Source organism: Psychrobacter sp. CX18, assembly GCF_057396215.1.
Window position 1 is genome coordinate 23,309 of sequence record NZ_JBXYJH010000016.1, and the last position, 21,327, is coordinate 44,635.

1 protein-coding gene is annotated in these 21,327 nt (G+C 41.8%); it reads left to right on the top strand.

Translation table 11 applies throughout. The features are described 5' to 3' along the window. Window positions 1–545 precede the first annotated feature (545 nt). Window positions 546–21,233 (top strand): immunoglobulin-like domain-containing protein, encoded by a 20,688-nt coding sequence (locus tag AC2SLT_RS12090; protein WP_486547906.1) that lies wholly within the window; start codon window positions 546–548, stop codon window positions 21,231–21,233. Window positions 21,234–21,327 lie beyond the last annotated feature (94 nt).

The window sequence follows — 21,327 nt, forward strand, 5'->3', positions numbered from 1 at the left end:
TTCAATGTTAGAGTTTGATTTAACCCCAATTATTGTTTTATAGAGACGGTAAGTATTTGATAGTTTATAATTTTCTGCTTACTCTTATACGCTATCGTCTCTGTAACGTAATAGATATGTTATTCAATATTACTCGTAATCATTTTTAGAAGTCAGTCAACGGTTTAAATTTTAGCTACTTTCTAAACCTAATATCCCTTCCACATTAATCATTTCTTCTTATTAAAAGTTTGTAGACACATTCTAATCTTTTATATGTATCTTCCTATTTATATTAAGCCTACCAACAGTTTAAGTAACACTGCCACTTCAAATATTGTAGTGATTTTACCAGTTACGTTTATTTTGTTATTCCTAAAAACTCATTAGTTAGGATTTTATTAAATTATAGATCCATAATAGAATAGTATTAGATTTAGCAATATTGGGTTGTAAGCTATCTTTATATTAATTCAAACTAATATATACAATAAATGTATTAACTCCTAAGATAACAGGTAAGTTATCTTAAATTTTTAATTTGCTTTTGCAGGGACAAAACTAAAATGAAACAAATAAGTGTAAAACTCTATAATAATACTGAACAATTTGAACAAATTTTAATAACAACAAATGATAATAAACCCACTGTTATTAAAGCTATCAGAAATGCCAATTATGAGTTTTTTGATGAGTCTATCGGTGTTGCTCCTAACCATATTATTACCAAACGCAACAACAATGACTTACATGTTTCATTTGAAGTAGACGGTCAAGAATCAGATTTAATTATTGAAGACTTTTATGAAGATGAGAGTCAGGCGCTGGTTGGTATCGCCGAAGATGGTAATTATTACTACTATATTCCAGACACTGGTGAAGTCATTGATTATGTCACTCAGCTTGAAACGGGTGACGTAGAAGGTCAAGCTTTGGGCGGCGAACCAATGGTAGCGCCACTATGGGTAACTTTAGTATCTGGTATGACACCCGGTCTGCCATGGTGGACTATCGGTCTTGGTGGTTTGTTGCTCGCAGGTGGCGCATTGGCATTAGACGATGATGACAGTAGTGACAGTGAGCCTAGACTGCCTATTGATGCTATCGATGATGGCAGTCTAGCTGAGCCAGTTTACACGGTAGCTGAAGATACTGTTCTTAATAATATTGATGTTTTATCTAATGATCTCAGTCCCAATGGCGAAACATTGGTTGTTAGTGATGCCAGTAGTCCAAATGGAACAGTGACTATTAATGAAGATGGCACTCTTAACTTTACGCCCAATCCTGATTTTTATGGACCAACAACCATTGTTTATACTATCAGTGATGGAGCAGGTGGTAGTGATACTGCGACTGTCTTTATAGACGTTACTCCAGTAAATGACCCACCAACCGCCAAAGATGATGCGCTAACCACGGATGAGGACACCGCCGTTGCTGTCGTATTAGAAGGTAGTGACATTGATGGCAGCATCGCAAGCTACACCATCTTGCAAGTACCGCCAGTCAGTCAAGGCGTATTAACCTATGATGACGATGGCGATACTACCACTGCACCAGTTGAAGTTACCGCCAATACGGTATTGACCCCAGAGCAAGCCGCAAGCTTGCAATTTGTCCCTGCACCAAACTTTAACGGCGCCGTAAACCCGATTAAATACAGCAGCACCGATGATGATGGGGCGGTCTCACAGCCTGCGACGATTACTCTTGATATTACCGATGTCATTGATCCGCCTATTGCTGTCGATGCCACCGTCAGTACTCTTGAGGGTACCCCAGTATCTGTACCGCTTATCGCCACAGATGTTAATGGTACAGTTGAGAGCATTACCATTACCACGCTACCAGATGCTGCCCAAGGCGTCTTAAGCTATACCGACGCCACTGGCACCAGTGTGCCTGTTGAAGCAGGCGTTGCCATACCCGCAGATCTAGCCCAAAGCGTGATCTTCACTCCAGCCGATAACTTTAACGGCGCCATTGACCCGATTGAATTTACGGCCACCGATGATGATGGTGAGACAGACACCGCGGTAGTCACCATTACCATGACCGATGTCAACACCCCACCAACCGCCAAAGATGATGCGCTAACCACGGATGAGGACACCGCCGTTGCTGTCGTATTAGAAGGTAGTGACATTGATGGCAGCATCGCAAGCTACACCATCTTGCAAGTACCGCCAGTCAGTCAAGGCGTATTAACCTATGATGACGATGGCGATACTACCACTGCACCAGTTGAAGTTACCGCCAATACGGTATTGACCCCAGAGCAAGCCGCAAGCTTGCAATTTGTCCCTGCACCAAACTTTAACGGCGCCGTAAACCCGATTAAATACAGCAGCACCGATGATGATGGGGCGGTCTCACAGCCTGCGACGATTACCCTTGATATTACCGATGTGAATGATCCACCGATTGCCGTCGATGCCACCGTCAGTACCCTTGAGGGTACCCCAGTGACTGTACCGCTTATCGCCACAGATGTTGATGGCACGGTTGAGAGCATTACCATTACCACGCTACCAGATGCTGCCCAAGGCGTCTTAAGCTATACCGACGCCACTGGCACCAGTGTGCCTGTTGAAGCAGGCGTTGCCATACCTGCAGATCTAGCCCAAAGCGTGATCTTCACTCCAGCCGATAACTTTAACGGCGCCATTGACCCGATTGAATTTACGGCCATCGATGATGATGGTGAGACAGACACCGCGGTAGTCACCATTACCATGACCGATGTCAACACCCCACCAACCGCCAAAGATGATGCGCTAACCACGGATGAGGACACCGCCGTTGCTGTCGTATTAGAAGGTAGTGACATTGATGGCAGCATCGCAAGCTACACCATCTTGCAAGTACCGCCAGTCAGTCAAGGCGTATTAACCTATGATGACGATGGCGATACTACCACTGCACCAGTTGAAGTTACCGCCAATACGGTATTGACCCCAGAGCAAGCCGCGAGCTTGCAATTTATCCCTGCACCAAACTTTAACGGCGCCGTAAACCCGATTAAATACAGCAGCACCGATGATGATGGGGCGGTCTCACAGCCTGCGACGATTGAAATATCTGTAGTATCTGTTTTAGATACGACTTATGTGGTGATAACGGGTGATAGCAATGTCATAGAGGGTAGTGAAGCAGAGTATTCTGTTCAACTTCTCGATTATGAGGGTAATCCAGTTGTTGTAACTCAAGATACAAATGTCGTTGTTAAATTTACTAATCAGACAACGGTTGATGGCGACACTGAGTATGTAGATGGTCAAGAAATCGTAGTTACAATACCTAACGGATCTTCTAGGGCGCCTCTTGATGTTCAAACCATTGATGATTATTTAGCAGAAGGTAGTGAAGATTACACCTTAGAAATCATTGCCATTGGAAATAATGAATTCGAACAAGTAAGTACAAATGGGTTCACTGATAGTAAGGGTGCTGAGCATGTAGCAACTGTTACAACTACTATTACTAATGATGCCCCTCTAAGTTCTGAAGATATCGTATATGTGCGTTTATTTGGAAACGATAGTGTGGTTGAAGGTGATGCTAATAATGAGCTGAATCACAGCATAGAAATTGTTGATTCTTTAGGTAATCCAGTTTCTGTATACACCGGACAACAGCTTACCGTTACGTTGGCATACAATCCAGATTTAACGTCTGCTGATGATTATTCTAGTGATAATACGATGCCACCAAGCAAAATAACGACTGTGGTAATTAATGGAACTGATGAAGGATTGACTCAATTTCCGATTACCAATACTGTGATTAATGACCTTTTAGATGAGGGTATAGAAAGTTATACCTTATCTGTGATAGCAGTAAATGATGATAATAATAGTTTTGAATTAGTGCAGTTTAATGCTAATGATAGTGTGGTTGGTTTAATTAAAGATAATACTGATATTAGCACTATCATTTTAACAGGCGCTGAGTCTGTTGAAGAGGGCGGTGACGCTCAATATACGGTTGAAATAGACAATGCCCCTGTCACTGATGTGACCGTAGACATCACTTACACCTATACCAATGTCCAAACTGGTGACATCGAAACCAATACTGAAACAGTCACCATTAAAGCGGGTGAAACAACAGCCACCTTTACAGTAGATGCGGTAGATGATCTGCTTGCTGAAACCGATGAGAACTTCACCGTAACCATCTCTAATCCAGTAGGCGGTGGACTTGAATCCATTGTTGTTGATGAGACGCAAGACAGTGTCAATACAGCAATCGTTGATGGTACAGCAACCAATGATGACACGGTTTATGCAGTTATCACAGGTGATGCCACAGTTGATGAGGGCGACACAGCAGATTATAGCGTTCAGCTACTAGATAACGATGGCAATGCCGTTGTAGTCACCCAAGACACCCAAGTGACAGTGACCTTTAACAATGGCACCACTCAAGATGCTGACACCGAATACAATGACACCAATACGATTACCGTCACCATCCCAGCAGGACAATCAAGCGCTCCACTAGATGTTGAAACAGTAGATGACTACCTAGCCGATGATGGTGAGAACTATACGTTAACCATTACTGAGGTAGGGGCGAATGAATTTGAAGCCGTCAATACAGAGGGTTATACAGACAGTAATGCCGTAGAGCATAACAACGATGTGACTACCACCATCAACAGTAACACCGATACCGACAGTAGTAACGAGAACGGCTATGACAGCAATGATGTCATTACCGTTAAGCTTACTGGTAATGCCTCAGAGACGGAAGGCGATAACGTTACCTTAACGCATACCTTAGAGCTTGTGGACGCTAATGATGATCCAGTCATGCTTTATGAGAATCAAAGCTTAGAGATTACTTTAAGCTATAGCTCAGATGCTACTGATGCCGATGACTTTACCGCTAACAGTAAACAAACCACCGTGACCATCACAGGCACAGCAGAGGGCGTATCTAGTGCTGAAATTAGCAACACCATCAAAGATGATTTACTAGGCGAGGGTACTGAAGCCTATACCCTAACCATCACTGACGTTAACGATGTGAATAACAGCTTTGAGAAAGTCGACATTGACAATCAAGACAGCGTTACCGGTGAAATAGTTGATGATACAGATGTTACTACTATTACCCTAAGTGGGGACACCAGTGTTACCGAGGGCAGTGAAGCTCAATATGCGGTTGAAATAGACAATGCCCCTGTCACTGATGTGACCGTAGACATCACTTACACCTATACCAATGTCCAAACTGGTGACATCGAAACCAATACTGAAACAGTCACCATTAAAGCGGGTGAAACGACAGCCACCTTTACAGTAGATGCGGTAGATGATCTGCTTGCTGAAACCGATGAGAACTTCACCGTAACCATCTCTAATCCCGTAGGCGGTGGACTTGAATCCATTGTTGTTGATGAGACGCAAGATAGTGTTAACACAGCAATCGTTGATGATGCAGCAACCAATGATGACACGGTTTATGCAGTTATCACAGGTGATGCCACAGTTGATGAGGGCGACACAGCAGATTATAGCGTTCAGCTACTAGATAACGATGGCAATGCCGTTGTAGTCACCCAAGACACCCAAGTGACAGTGACCTTTAACAATGGCACCACTCAAGATGCTGACACCGAATACAATGACACCAATACGATTACCTTCACCATCCCAGCAGGACAATCAAGCGCTCCACTAGATGTTGAAACAGTAGATGACTACCTAGCCGATGATGGTGAGAACTATACGTTAACCATTACTGAGGTAGGGACTAATGAATTTGAAGCCGTGGACTTCAGTGATACCGCGACAAACAATGTCACCACCACCATCAACAGTAACACCGATACCGACAGCAGTAACGAGAACGGCTATGACAGCAATGATGTCATTACCGTTAAGCTTACTGGTAATGCCTCAGAGATAGAAGGCGATAACGTTACCTTAACGCATACCTTAGAGCTTGTGGACGCTAATGATGATCCAGTCATGCTTTATGAGAATCAAAGCTTAGAGATTACTTTAAGCTATAGCTCAGATGCTACTGATGCCGATGACTTTACCGCTAACAGTAAACAAACCACCGTGACCATCACAGGCACAGCAGAGGGCGTATCTAGTGCTGAAATTAGCAACACCATCAAAGATGATTTACTAGGCGAGGGCAATGAAGCCTATACTCTAACCGTCACTGACGTTAACGATGTGAATAATAGCTTTGAGAAGGTCGACATTGACAATCAAGATAGCGTGACCGGTGAAATTATCGATAACACCGACGTCACGACCATTACTCTAAGCGGTGATACCAGTGTTACCGAGGGCGGTGACGCTCAATATACGGTTGAAATAGACAATGCCCCTGTTACTGACGTAACCGTAGACATCACTTACACCTATACCAATGTCCAAACCGGTGACATCGAAACCAACACCCAAACAGTCACCATTAAAGCCGGTGAAACCACCGCCACCTTTAAAGTCAATGCGGTAGATGATCTGCTTGCTGAGACCGATGAGAACTTCACCGTAACCATCTCCAACCCTGTAGGCGGTGGACTTGAATCCATTGTTGTCGATGAGACGCAAGATAGTGTTAACACAGCAATCGTAGATGATGCAGCAACCAATGATGACACGGTTTACGCAGTTATCACAGGCGATGCCACAGTTGATGAGGGCGACACTGCAGATTATAGCGTTCAGTTACTAGATAACGATGGTAATCCAGTCGTTGTCACCAAAGATACGCAAGTCACAGTGACCTTTGAAAATGGTAGCACTCAAGATGCTGACACCGAATACAATGACACCAATACGATTACCGTCACCATTCCAGCAGGACAATCAAGTGCTCCTCTAAATGTTGAAACCGTAGATGATTACCTAGCCGATGATGGTGAAGACTATATGTTAACCATTACTGAGGTAGGGGCGAATGAATTTGAAGCCGTGGACATCGGTGGCTTTACCGACACCACAGGCACCACGCACAGCGGTGTGGTGACCACCACCATTGACAGCAACACCGATACCGATAGCAGTAACGAGAACGGCTATGACAGCAATGATGTCATTACCGTTAAGCTAACGGGCAATGCCTCAGAGACAGAAGGCGATAACGTTACCTTAACGCATACCTTAGAGCTGGTTGATGCTAATGATGTTGCCGTCATGCTTTATGAGAATCAAAGCCTAGAGGTCACTTTAAGCTATAGCTCAGATGACACCGATGCCGATGACTTTAGCGCTAACAGTAAACAAACCACCGTGACCATCACAGGCACAGCAGAGGGCGTCTCTAGTGCTGAAATTAGCAACACCATCAAAGATGATTTACTAGGTGAGGGTACTGAAGCCTATACCCTAACCATCACTGACGTTAACGATGTGAATAATAGCTTTGAGAAAGTCGACATTGACAATCAAGATAGCGTGACCGGTGAAATAGTTGATGAAGTAGAGGGCAGTAAAGACGTTGTCTATGCTCAAATCACTGTCGACCAAGACAGCATAGAAGAGGGTGGAGAGCTTACTTACACCGTCACCTTAGTAGACAAAGACGGTAATTCTGTTGACGTACCAGCAGGCACTGACATAGAAGTAGTGCTAGATTGGAGGGGTACAGCAAGTACAGGACAAGACACCAGTGCACTACCAGATAGTATTACTTTATCTGGCACTAACAGCACCACCTTTAGCGTTGATGCAACAGATGACGTTCTAAAAGAGGGTGCAGAACCGCTTGTCGCCACTATTACTGATGTCATCGATGCAAGCAACCACTTTGAAGATGTTGCACCCCGCACTACGGATGACGCCAACGTTGCCACTAGTGAAATCGTTGATGATGCAGCAACCAATGATGACACGGTTTATGCAGTTATCACAGGTGATGCTACAGTTGATGAGGGCGACACAGCAGATTATAGCGTTCAGCTACTAGATAACGATGGCAATGCCGTTGTAGTCACCCAAGACACCCAAGTGACAGTGACCTTTGAAAATGGTAGCACTCAAGATGCTGACACCGAATACAATGACACCAATACGATTACCGTCACCATCCCATCAGGACAATCAAGTGCTCCACTAGATGTTGCAACGGTAGATGACTACCTAGCCGATGATGGTGAGAACTATACGTTAACCATTACTGAAGTAGCTACCGACGAATTTGAAGCGGTGGGCTTTAGTGGCTTTAGTGACAACAACAACGTTGCTCATAGTAACAATGTGACTACCACTATCAACAGCAACACCAATGGCGACAGCAGTAACGAGAACGGCTATGACAGCAATGATATCATTACCGTTAAGCTTACGGGTAATGCCTCAGATACAGAAGGCAATGACGTTACCTTAACGCATACCTTAGCGCTTGTGGATGCTAATGATGTACCAGTGACGCTTTATGAGAATCAAAGCCTTGAGATTACTTTAAGCTATAGCTCAGATGACACCGATGCCGATGACTTTACTGACAACAGTAAGCAAACCACCGTAACCATCACAGGCACAGCAGAGGGCGTCTCTAGTGCTGACATTATTAACACTATCAAAGATGATTTACTAGGCGAGGGTACTGAAGCCTATACCCTAACCATCACTGACGTTAACGATGTGAATAATAGCTTTGAGAAAGTCGACATTGACAATCAAGACAGCGTGACCGGTGAAATAGTTGATGAAGCTTTAGATAACGCGGATATCACGACCATTACCCTAAGCGGTGACACCAGTGTTACCGAGGGCGGTGACGCTAAATATACGGTTGAAATAGACAATGCCCCTGTTACTGACGTAACCGTAGACATCACTTACACCTACACCAATGCGCAAACGGGTGACATCGAAACCAATACGCAAACAGTCACCATTAAAGCGGGTGAAACGACTGCCACCTTTACAGTAGATGCGGTAGATGATTTGCTTGCTGAGACTGATGAGAACTTCACCGTAACCATCTCCAACCCTGTAGGCGGTGGACTTGAATCCATTGTTGTCGATGAGACGCAAGATAGTGTTAACACAGCAATCGTTGATGGTATAGCAACCAATGATGACACCGTTTATGCCCGTATTGTCAATGATGACAGCGCCGTAGAAGGAGAGGAACTCACTCATAAGGTTGAACTAGTCGATAGCGATGGCAAACCAGTAATGGTTGCTGAGGGAGAGAGCATTACCGTTACCCTAAGCTATAGCGATGACCTAACTGCCAATCCTGTAACCGCTAACCCAGATGGTAGCAGTGATTACACTGGCCAAACCAGCGTGACCATAGCAGCAGGTCAATCAAGTGCTGTTATCACCAATAGCACCAATGATGATCACTTTAGTGAAGTGGATGAGGTTTATACCGTCAGCATTGATAGTGTGACTCAAGCCAATGGCACCTATGAAGCCGTTGCGGTCAGTACAAAGCCTGAAGAGCAAAGTGTTACTGGTACGATATTAAGCAACACAGATACCGATAATGAGCCTGAGAGTGGCTACAACAGCAACGATACCGTTTATGTACAACTTGATGGTAATGCCAGTGTTACTGAAGGGGATGCAAACTCAACCCTCACCCATACCATTAAGCTTGTGGACAGTAATAACATTGCCGTTAATTTATATGACGGTCAAAGCATAGAAGTTGACCTTGTTTATAGTCGTGATGACACCGTGGATGCGGACTATGAAGGTGACCGAATTGCAGACACTATTATCATTACGGGTACAGCAGACGGCGTAAGCGAGATAACCCTTAGCCAAACTGCATTCGATGACATCCTTAAAGAGGGAGTAGAGAGCTACACCTTAAATATAGAAGCAGTACGTGATACCAGCAGTGGTATTAAATTCGAGAATGTGGTTGTTGATACGGATAACGACAGCGTAACCGGTGAAATTATCGACAACACCGATGTCACCACCATTACCCTAAGCGGTGATACCAGTGTTACCGAGGGCGGTGACGCTAAATATACGGTTGAAATAGACAATGCTCCTGTTACCGATGTAACCGTTGACATCACTTACACCTATACCAATGCGCAAACGGGTGACATCGAAACCAACACTGAAACAGTCACCATTAAAGCCGGTGAAACCACCGCCACCTTTACGGTAGATGCAGTAGATGATCTGCTTGCTGAGACTGATGAGAACTTCACCGTAACCATCTCCAACCCTGTAGGCGGTGGACTTGAATCCATTGTTGTCGATGAGACGCAAGATAGTGTTAACACAGCAATCGTTGATGGTACAGCAACCAATGATGACACGGTTTATGCAGTTATCACAGGTGATGCTAATGTTACCGAGGGCGACACAGCAGATTATAGCGTTCAGTTACTAGATAACGATGGTAATGCCGTTGTAGTCACCGAAGACACGCAAGTGACAGTGACCTTTAATCATGCGACAACAAACGGCACTCAAGATGCTGACACTGAATACAACGATGCACAAACCATAACCGTTACCATACCAGCGGGCTCATCAAGCATCGACTTAGACGTCGATACCATTGACGACTATTTAAATGATGATGGTGAGAACTATACGTTAACCATTACTGAAGTAGGGGCGAATGAATTTGAAGCCGTCAATACAGAGGGTTATACAGACAGTAATGGCGTAGAGTATAACAACAATGTGACTACCACCATCAACAGTAACACCAATACCGACAGTAGTAACGAGAACGGCTATGACAGCAATGATGTTGTTACCGTTAAGCTTACTGGTAATGCCTCAGAGACAGAAGACGATAACGTTATCTTAACGCATACTTTAGCGCTTGTTGATGCTAATGATGTTGCCGTCATGCTTTATGAGAATCAAAGCCTAGAGGTCACTTTAAGCTATAGCTCAGATGACACCGATGCCGATGACTTTACCGCTAACAGTAAACAAACCACGGTGACCATCACAGGCACAGCAGAGGGCGTCTCTAGTGCTGACATTATTAACACCATCAAAGATGATTTACTAGGTGAGGGTACTGAAGCCTATACCCTAACCATCACTGACGTTAACGATGTGAATAATAGCTTTGAGAAAGTCGACATTGACAATCAAGACAGCGTAACCGGTGAAATAGTTGATGATACCGACGTCACCACCATTACCCTAAGCGGTGATACCAGTGTTACCGAGGGCGATGACGCTCAATATACGGTTGAAATAGACAATGCTCCTGTTACCGATGTAACCGTTGACATCACTTACACCTATACCAATGCGCAAACTGGTGACATCGAAACCAACACCCAAACAGTCACCATTAAAGCCGGTGAAAACACTGCCGACTTCACTGTCGATGCGGTAGATGACCTGCTTGCTGAGACGGATGAGAACTTCACCGTAACCATCTCCAATCCCGTAGGCGGTGGACTTGAATCCATTGTTGTCGATGAGACACAAAACAGTGTCAACACAGCAATCGTAGATGATGCAGCAACCAATGATGACACGGTTTACGCAGTTATCACAGGCGATGCCACAGTTGATGAGGGCGACACTGCAGACTATAGCGTTCAGCTACTAGATAACGATGGCAATCCAGTCGTTGTGACCGAAGACACCCAAGTGACAGTGACCTTTAACAATGGCACCACTCAAGACACAGATACCGAATACAACGATGCACAAACCATCACCGTCACCATCCCAGCAGGACAATCAAGTGCTCCACTAGATGTTGAAACAGTAGATGACTACCTAGCCGATGATGGTGAGAACTATACGTTAACCATTACTGACGTAGGCGCTAATGAATTTGAAGCCGTCAATACAGAGGGTTATACAGACAGTAATGGCGTAGAGCATAACAACAATGTGACTACCACCATCAACAGCAACACCAATACCGACAGCAGTAACGAGAACGGTTATGACAGCAATGATGTCATTACCGTTAAGCTTACTGGTAATGCTTCAGAGACGGAAGGCGATAAAGTTACCTTAACGCATACCTTAGCGCTTGTTGATGCTAATGGTAAACCAGTAGATATCTCATCCGGACAAAGTATCGTCGTTAATTTGGCATATCTCCTTGATGACACTAATGCAAGTGACTTTACTGCTGACAGCAAACTTACAGAGGTAACTTTTGACGCAACGACAGGTAATACCATAACTTTAACCAACACTGTAGTCGATGATACCTTAATAGAAGGTAAAGAGAATTATCTGCTTGAAATCAGCTCTATTGATGCTTCAAACAGTGGCTATGAGAAAGTTGAAATACATTCTAAAGACAGTGTCATTGGTGAGATTATTGATGATGTTAATACAAACCCAGATAGTAATTCTGTTAAAGAAGATGGTATTACTAAAGTCTCAGGTAATGTGTTAGACAATGAAGAAATTGGGAATGGTACAACAGTTACCTTAACTAATTCGCCAACTAATGAAAGTGATTATGGGTCATTAACGCTTAATAGTGATGGCAGTTATACCTATACTCTTGATAATGATAGCCCAACAGTACAAGCTTTAGCTCAAGGTGAAAAGGTTGAACAAGCATACATTTATGAATTAGAAGATGGAACAACGGAAACGCTAACCATTACTATCGAAGGTGCTAACGACGCACCAATCTTGGATATATCTGCTAATGACAATACAACATCTGATTACACTAATAATTTTGTTGAAGGTGGCGATGCTGTCGCAATTGCAGATGCAAGTAATATTGTCGACATAGATAACAACGATAAGGTATCCAAAGTGGTTGTTGAGCTGACTAATCCAGAAGCTGGAGATAGTCTAACTTTAGGTACGTTACCTAGTGGGTTTAGCGTATCAGGCGATGGTACGTCACAAATTGTCATCACTGGTGACGCAAGCCAGCAAGCCTATCAAGACCTAATAAACTCGATAACATTTAATAATAACTCCACAACGCCAAGTGAAGTCGATAGAGTTATTAAAACGGTGATAACGGATAAAAACGGTCTAGATAGCAACACGACGACAACTACAATTAAGGTTGATTCCACACCGCAAGCGGTCAATGACACTACTCAAGTTGCTGAAGGTGGGGTAACGATCACCAGTGACTCTCAAAACCTTAACTTACTTACCAATGATGACTTAGGCACGCCTAATACCACTATTACTGGCTTTAGTTATAATGATGTTAATGGCGAAGCTCAAGTTGGCGTGACAGGAACTGAAGTCACAACTCAATACGGTGAAATCATCATTAATAGTGATGGGTCATGGGAATATACTTCTGATATAACTGAGGTGAATCTAGAAGGTGTGGTAGAAGGCATTACTTACACCATAACCGATAGCGATGGTGATACCTCAGACGCTTCGTTTGATATCACAGTAACGGATACTAATCCAACAGCGCTTCGTCCAGAAGTGACGGTCAGTGAAGATGATTTAGCTGATGGCACAGATTCAGTGAAAGAGGCATTAATTGCCACCCATAACCTTGATATTACCAAGGGTGCAGATGCCATTAGTAATACGCAATTCACTGTTGATGAAACCATTAGTGGTCTTAATGCGTTGAATCTTACTTCTGCTGGTGAAAGTCTCGATTATGCTATTAGTAATGACGGACATACTGTAACAGCGACTAAACAAACATCTGGTGATGCTGTATTTACTATCGATATCAATAATCCAACTGAAAACACGGGTGAAGATCAATCCTTTACATTCGAGCTGTTAGATCAACTTGATCATGCGACAAATACCGATTCATTAACATTGCCCATTAATTATGTCCTAAAAGATACAGACAGCAGTACTACTCAGCAGTTTAAAATCATTGTTGTAGACGATGGTGTATTAGCGATAGACGATACAGTTGTCGAAGTTGTTGAAGATTCGTATGACAACACAGATGCTAGTACTATTGAAGCCTCAACCGTTTCTGGAAATGTGACGGATAATGATTTAGGTGCAGATAGCAATTTACAGATAAACACCTTTAGTTATCTTGATGAAAATGGTGATGAAGTTAATGATTCTACCGATTTCGGTACAGCCTTAGTGACACCTACAGGCACTTTAACTGTTAACAAAGACGGCACTTGGACCTTTGAAGCAGATAAAGCGATTGATAACCGTGACCCAGCGCCAAACCTGCAAAACGATGGTTCATTTAGTTATACCTTAATTGATGCTGATGGTGATACTTCTAATAGTGCCACGCAAACGATAAGAGTCACTGATACAACGCCTGAAATTGCATCCGATGAAAATGTGGTATTGGATGAAAATAAATTGTTTGGTAGTTCTGGGGTTCGCGCCATTCATGAAGTTAAGGTCAGTAACGCATTTGATATTCAGGGTAATGCAGATGATATTGCTGATATTTATTTCACAATAGATGATGGGGAGCCAACTAATTTCTTCTTAAGTAATGGCAATCCTTTATATTATCGCTATAAAGAGGATAGCGCGGGTAATATTGATTATAGTACGATTTATGCAACCACCTCTCAGGCAGGTCCGATTAATGATGGTGTAGATGCTCAAGGCAATTTTGATGCATCTGCCAGTAATGTCGCCTTTAAAGTAGAAATCGATCCAGCTACCCTAAGCTATGAGGCAACATTATTCAAAACCATTAGACATTATAATGTCGATGCTGATAATGATGGTGAGTTAGATAACATCATATTCGATTTAGGGTATGCGGTTATAGACACTGATGGTTCTATTGATGAAGACACATTTGATGTTGAGGTCAAAAACAGGACAGTTAACTTAGACTTAGATTTCGAGATAAATGAAGCCGATTATGGAGATAAAACCGAGGACGGTAGAGATGTCTTAGTTATCAATGTTGCAGAAAGTTTTGATAATGGAAAGGTTGATATTTACAATCATGATGAATCCTCAAGTTATGAGATGTCTTCAGGTGAGACCATTTATATAGATATTAACGGTAAAAAAGTAGATCAAACTGATGAAACTGCCGTCGGAACGATTAAAAATAATGGAGATGGTACGCTTGAGTTTAACCCCGATGAAAACTATTCCACCTTTGCCAATACCAATGCAAACGAGGATAATTTAGTTATCTTTAATGTCAAAGCCGTTGATGGCGGTACGCTAATCGACTTGGCAACTACCATTCAAGTTAATCCAATTGAAGATGCGCCTATTATCATTATTGATGCTGATGACGTTAATAAAGTGGGTGATGATTACGTGGTTTATGTCGAAGAAGATACGTCAGCTCAATTAGGATTTTTAGCACCGATAATTGGTGATTTAGGCGTCGAGACAAGTACAGATTTATCGAATTATGATGCAGATTATGTGATGGGTACATCGGTACCTAATGATGATGATATTAATGGTGGTTCCGTTGATCGTGCAGAGCGCTTCGGTGCGATAACCCTTAGTGGTATTGTTAAGGGTGCTGAGCTTTTTTATATAGATGACGCAGGAGCTAAGCAATCTGTATTTATAGGGTCAAACAATGATACCGATGTCGACATTCAAATATCTGATAATCTCAATGCAGCACACATTGCTGGATTAGGGACAGAAGTTGTTTCACTGACTCAAGCTCAGTTCGAGTCCCTGCAAATAGCACCACCAACACATAGTGGTAACAATTTTGATATCACGATGAGCGTAACCGAATATGAGGTTGATGATTCTGGTAATCCTATTACCACAGAGTTTGAGACTCATGGTATAGAAACCACAGCGACAATAACCGTTGATGTTCAAGCGGTGACTGATAAACCTTCTATAGCCCTAGTTGATAATGATACCAATGACAATATAACTCTGAGTGATAGCAATAGCGATGGTGATAATGACACCATTAATGCAATTATTGATGAAGATACCTCATTAAATCTTAAAGACATTATTGATGAGCAGTTTCCAGACAACGATGGTTCAGAGCAATATCAGTATCAGTTTTCAGGTTTGCCCGATGGTACAAAGATAGTTGTTGGTAATATTACCCAAACAGTTGTCGATGGGGATGTCGTGACTTTTGATTTAACAACCGTTGAAGAAACAACAGACCCTATTGTTTCTATTACACCACCAAAAGATTTTGCAGGTAGTATTAATGACGCTACCATCACACTCATTACAAAAGATAGAGAGATGGGTGGTGAAACTGATGTGACGGATGGGGCAGACGACACTCCAAACATCGTATCTGAAGAAACTTCTGTTGCTCTAAATTTAACGGTCAACCCAACCATAGACGTAACTGTCGAAACACCAAATAGCGGTAAAGAAGATACTGCTATCAACTTGTTTACTCAAACGAATGGTGATTCTATATTTGAAGTCACTGATGATTCAAATGAATCAATATCTAAAGTTGGTATTCTTAAATCTGAAATTGATACGCTAATTTCAAGTGGTGCAGTGATTGCTTTAGATGGTACGGCCATTACAACCAGTGAGTTAAATGTTAATGGTGAATACTACCTATTTGATACAGCTACTCTAGCTAATTACACCATCACGCCGCCTGCGCACAGTAGCACTGATATAGATTTAACCTATTATGTAGAAACTACCGATGGTTCTGTTGATAGTAATAATCCTATTGCAGATAGTAAAACATTCGATGTAACCATTGAAGTTACTCCAGTTGCAGAAAGTGTCGATAGTGACAGTGACAATGACGGCACCAATGATGTCGCAATTAATGATGATCATGACTATCAGACTAACGCATTTGAAGATGGTGATGATGATAAAGTCAGCAGTACAGAGCCTGTGTGGTTTGATTTATCTCAAGAAGGAATCTTCGTACTTGCTGAAAAATGGTCTAATGAAGATGATACTGCAAGTTTTGGATCGGAAGATCATACAGACGGTACGACTGATTCTGAAGAGACGTTTGCTCGCTTAACGATACAAACCAAGGATGAAAACGGTAACTTCGTTAATACAGCAAGTGCTCAAATTCGTTATGAGATAGACGGTCAAGTTATTATTGAAACGATAGGCATAGATGGTATAGATGTACCTGCTAAAGCACTTGAGTCTATGCAATTTATTCCACCAGAAAACTACGCTGGTGAATTAAAAATTATAGTTAAGGCAGTAACCATAGATTATGATGAAGATACCAATGCGAAAAGTGCTGAAGTCGAATCTGGAGAATCTATACTAACGTTAACTGTTGAATCGGTACCAGACGATGTCTTAATAAGTGTTCAACCAGCTCGCGGGGCTGAGGATGCGGGACGCTCTGATGGTAATCCAAATGGTGAGTCGCCATATATACCAGACTCTACTATAGATGCGCCTGAAAATGGTATCAAGCTCAAAATTAAAGCGCAGTCAGAAGATGAAGATGGTTCTGAAACCTTTAATATAACGATTGATGCAATACCAGATGGTGCTGCTTTATATGTTTATAATCCAACAAGCGGCGCATATGTATTAATAGACAAAAACTCATCGGGGATTGCTGAAAGCATTGAAGTAACCGATTCAGGTAATGGTACTTGGTCTGTTAAGCTATTAGATTATGACGATGCAAATACTCCGTATTTCATTCCTCCGTTAAATGATGATACAGACTATACCTTATCAGTAAGTGGTGAGTCTGTTGAAGATGGCGTCACTAACTCTACGGGTGAGGCTTTAAATCTATTTGTTAAAGTAGATGAAGTCCCAGACAAAATTCTTAACGACGAGTTGAATCAGATCACTCAAAGTAATGATTCTACAATAGACAATCCTGCCCCTGGCACCTATGCAATTGTTACAGAAGAAGCAAACAATAATATTGAGTTTAAGTCTATTTTTGCGACTTATAATGATGCTGATACGTCAAATGATATTGTGTCTTATGATAGTGATGGTTCGGAGGTAGTGACGTATGTCATAACTGGGCTTGATGATCGCTTCACGATGTCTGGTAGTGATGTTACTTTCCTAGGGGGTTCAGAAGCAGGACGCAAATGGGTAGTGACGAAGGATGCTATCGAAACGGGTGAGGTTAATATCCAAACTGAGGATAACTTTGCTGGCGTAATAGACTTTGTTATTAAAGGTATTAGCACAGAAGAAGCAGGGGGAAGTGAAACAGCGCAGAACGATCGAGAGGTTAGTATATTTGTAAAACCTGACGCTTCTGACAATGACGTTGTCAATACAATCGTTGATCAAAATGAAAATGCACCAGTAGTTTTGGATTTTGAATCTGCATTTAATAAAACTGATACACCGGATGACGCTAGAAATGGTGTGGAAGCGTTAAAGAGTGTGTCGGTCAAAGTTACTGATTTAGAAGCGTTGGGTGTTCAACTTAAAGTTGATGGTACTGTTATTGACAGTAGTCAAGCAGATGATATCACTGGATTTTATGTCATAAATAGAGACAGCAATGGTGAGCTACCTGAAGTTACAATTGAAGCTTTAATAGATGATTCTGAACCTAATTATGTAAATCATCAATCTGGTACTGGCTTATATGAATTTGCTATTCAATATAATGTGACTGATTCTGTATATAGTACAGAACAAGTTTCAGACGCTAGCTTAGTCTATCAGACAGAAACGACTGAAGATGCTGTTTATACAGTTGATGTACTCCCAATTACTGATGAACCTTCTTTATTAAATTCTACAGAAATTGCTGTTCCTGTAACCATTGATATAACAAATACAGACGCTACTGATAATGAAGTTGTTAAAACTGTCACACTGACGTCTCCAGACAAAGATGGGTCCGAAAAATTTACTCGCGTAGAGGTTAAAGGTGTTCCAGATGGAATTTTAGTAGAGGTGGATGCAGAGGGCGCTAGTGGTAATTATGTTGAGGCTATTAAAGCGGGTGATACATGGTATGTAGATTTCGCTAATGAAACCATCGATAGCACGGACAGTGCGAGCGTTGACATCAAGTTCAGCATAAAACAAGGCTATGATGTAGATAGTATTGCAGACTTACCGATTACTGTGAGAGCTTTCAATCAAGACGCCCCAGATTCAGAAAGATCTGCTCAAGTAACTTTCCCATTAACGATAAATACCAATACGACAGGTGGTGATAATGAGGATCCTGATTTAATAGCAGACTTAACAGTGACACCTATCACGCTGATAGAAGATGGAGAAGGTCAGCCATTAAGCGATTATGTGACAGGTACACTTAATGATATTGCTTATAATAATCAAGATTCTGTGCCGTTCTCCTTCACTATAACCAACCTTCCTGAGGATGTGTTGCTCGAATATACTGACGGTACTGTGTCTGGAGCATCGGTAACCAAACAAGGTGATACTTGGTTAATAAGTGGTAATGCAACTCAAGATTCTGATATTGCGGATCTGTTAAGTCAAATCACATTGGTTCCGACACGAGATTTTAGTACAAATATCACCGATTCAGCTAATCCTGACAATGAAGCGGTTACGTTAGATATTTCGTTTACGGCAACAGACAGTGAAGGTGACTCTAAAACAGTTACCGCTGCTGATGCAGACTTCCCAATAGGTAATCCGGGATCAAATGATAGTACGTTAATTGTGCTACCAATAACTGATTATATGGACTTCAACGAAGCTAATCCTAGTGATCCAGCAAATAATGACAACATAGTCATTGATGAAGATACGCCTATTGCCTTAAACCTAGATTTAACAAATACTGCTGACTCAGGTAGCGTTAATGTGATTAATGGCAAGGTTTACTTAAAAATTGCTGATGATGCAACAGTCAATGGCGAATTAACAGATACAGATGGTAATCCACTAAACGTCGTTAGTAATCCACCAAATACTGATCTAGTAGGCGATTACTATGAAGTGGAGGTTGACCCTAATAATCCTTCGTCCGCTAACTTTAAATTTCAGCCCGCTACAAATGAAGACGGTAATGTAGTTGTCGAAGCTTATGTCGTGCATCAGGAAATTTCAGATATTGCAAATCACGATACCACCATCAAAGTCTCGCGTAAGGATTTCGAAATAACTGTTGAACCAAGTCCAGATACATTAGTTTTAGAATTATCAAACGATTCAGAATTGGCTGTTGATGAAGATAATGAGGTGAGTATTGTCTACGATACAGTTCAAACCGATGAAGATGATCACCCTGCTACTTTTATTATCGAAAATGTAAATGATGATTTTAACGTCGTCTATATTTTGGATGACGGAACAGTTGAGTCAGCTACTAAGACAGGTTTAGGCTCATGGAGTGTACCGAGTACTGCAGATAACCCAACACCAGTCATTAAAATTATCGCGCCTAATAACTATAGTGGTCAAGAAACTATAGATATTTCAGTGCTTAGCGACGGTGGATTACAAGGTGAGACTACTTCTGTAGACATAGAGTTTAAGCCAGTTGCCGATGCTATTGAGTTTGACCCACAAAAGACAGCTGGTACTGCTTACGAATGGGTCGAACTGAATACCAATACACGACTTATTGATGATGACGGTAGTGAAACGTTAACACTAACCTTATCACCCGAGGCAGGGCAGATGTTTAATGACACTATGTTGTTTAGAATTGGCGATTCAGGAGAGGTTATTGGGCTTAATAATGGTGAGACAGCTAATAATGTGACTGTTAATTTTGATCAATCGGCTAATGATGGAGCAGGTGCTTATACCATATCTGGCATAGGCGTTGATGATGTAAATAGCTTGCAAATAATGTATCAGAATTATAATGGTGACATTAATTATACGGCTCAAACTATAGATCCTAGTAATCCAGATTTAGGACAGGAATCAACAGGAGTTGCAACCCTAAAACTTAATAAATCAGTTGATATCACTACTGGCGATGAAAATAATACCATTAATACGACTGATAGTAGCACTATTGTTAGTGCTGGAGCTGGTGATGACGTTGTAAATGGTGGTGCAGGTGACGATACCATTGATGGCGGTGCTGGGGCTGATAACATAAATGGTGGCGCCGGTGATGATATAATCACTTATGACTCGTCTGACATTAGTATTAACGGCGGTGATGGAGAAGATACATTGCTTATACCATCTACTACTTCTGGTGTTATTGATTTCAGTACCCTAAGTGATGTATCAGATATTGAATCCATAGATTTAACTGAGTCTACCGTTGAGCTTTCAAATATATCTGTGCAGGATGTTATCAATATAACCAATAATGATAACGTATTTAAAATTGAGGGAAATGCTGATGACAGTGTTTCATTAGTAGACGGAGAATGGGAATCACCAAGTAGCTCAGGTGGCTATTTGGTTTACAAAGCGGTTAATAGCGATGTCACCTTACTAATCAATGACGATATATTATAAGTCCTAATTTAATCTTCTTTAATAAAACAGCCCGCTATGAAATATAGCGGGCTGTTTGTTTGAATAGGTCATTAAAGTATCGAAATTTAATGAC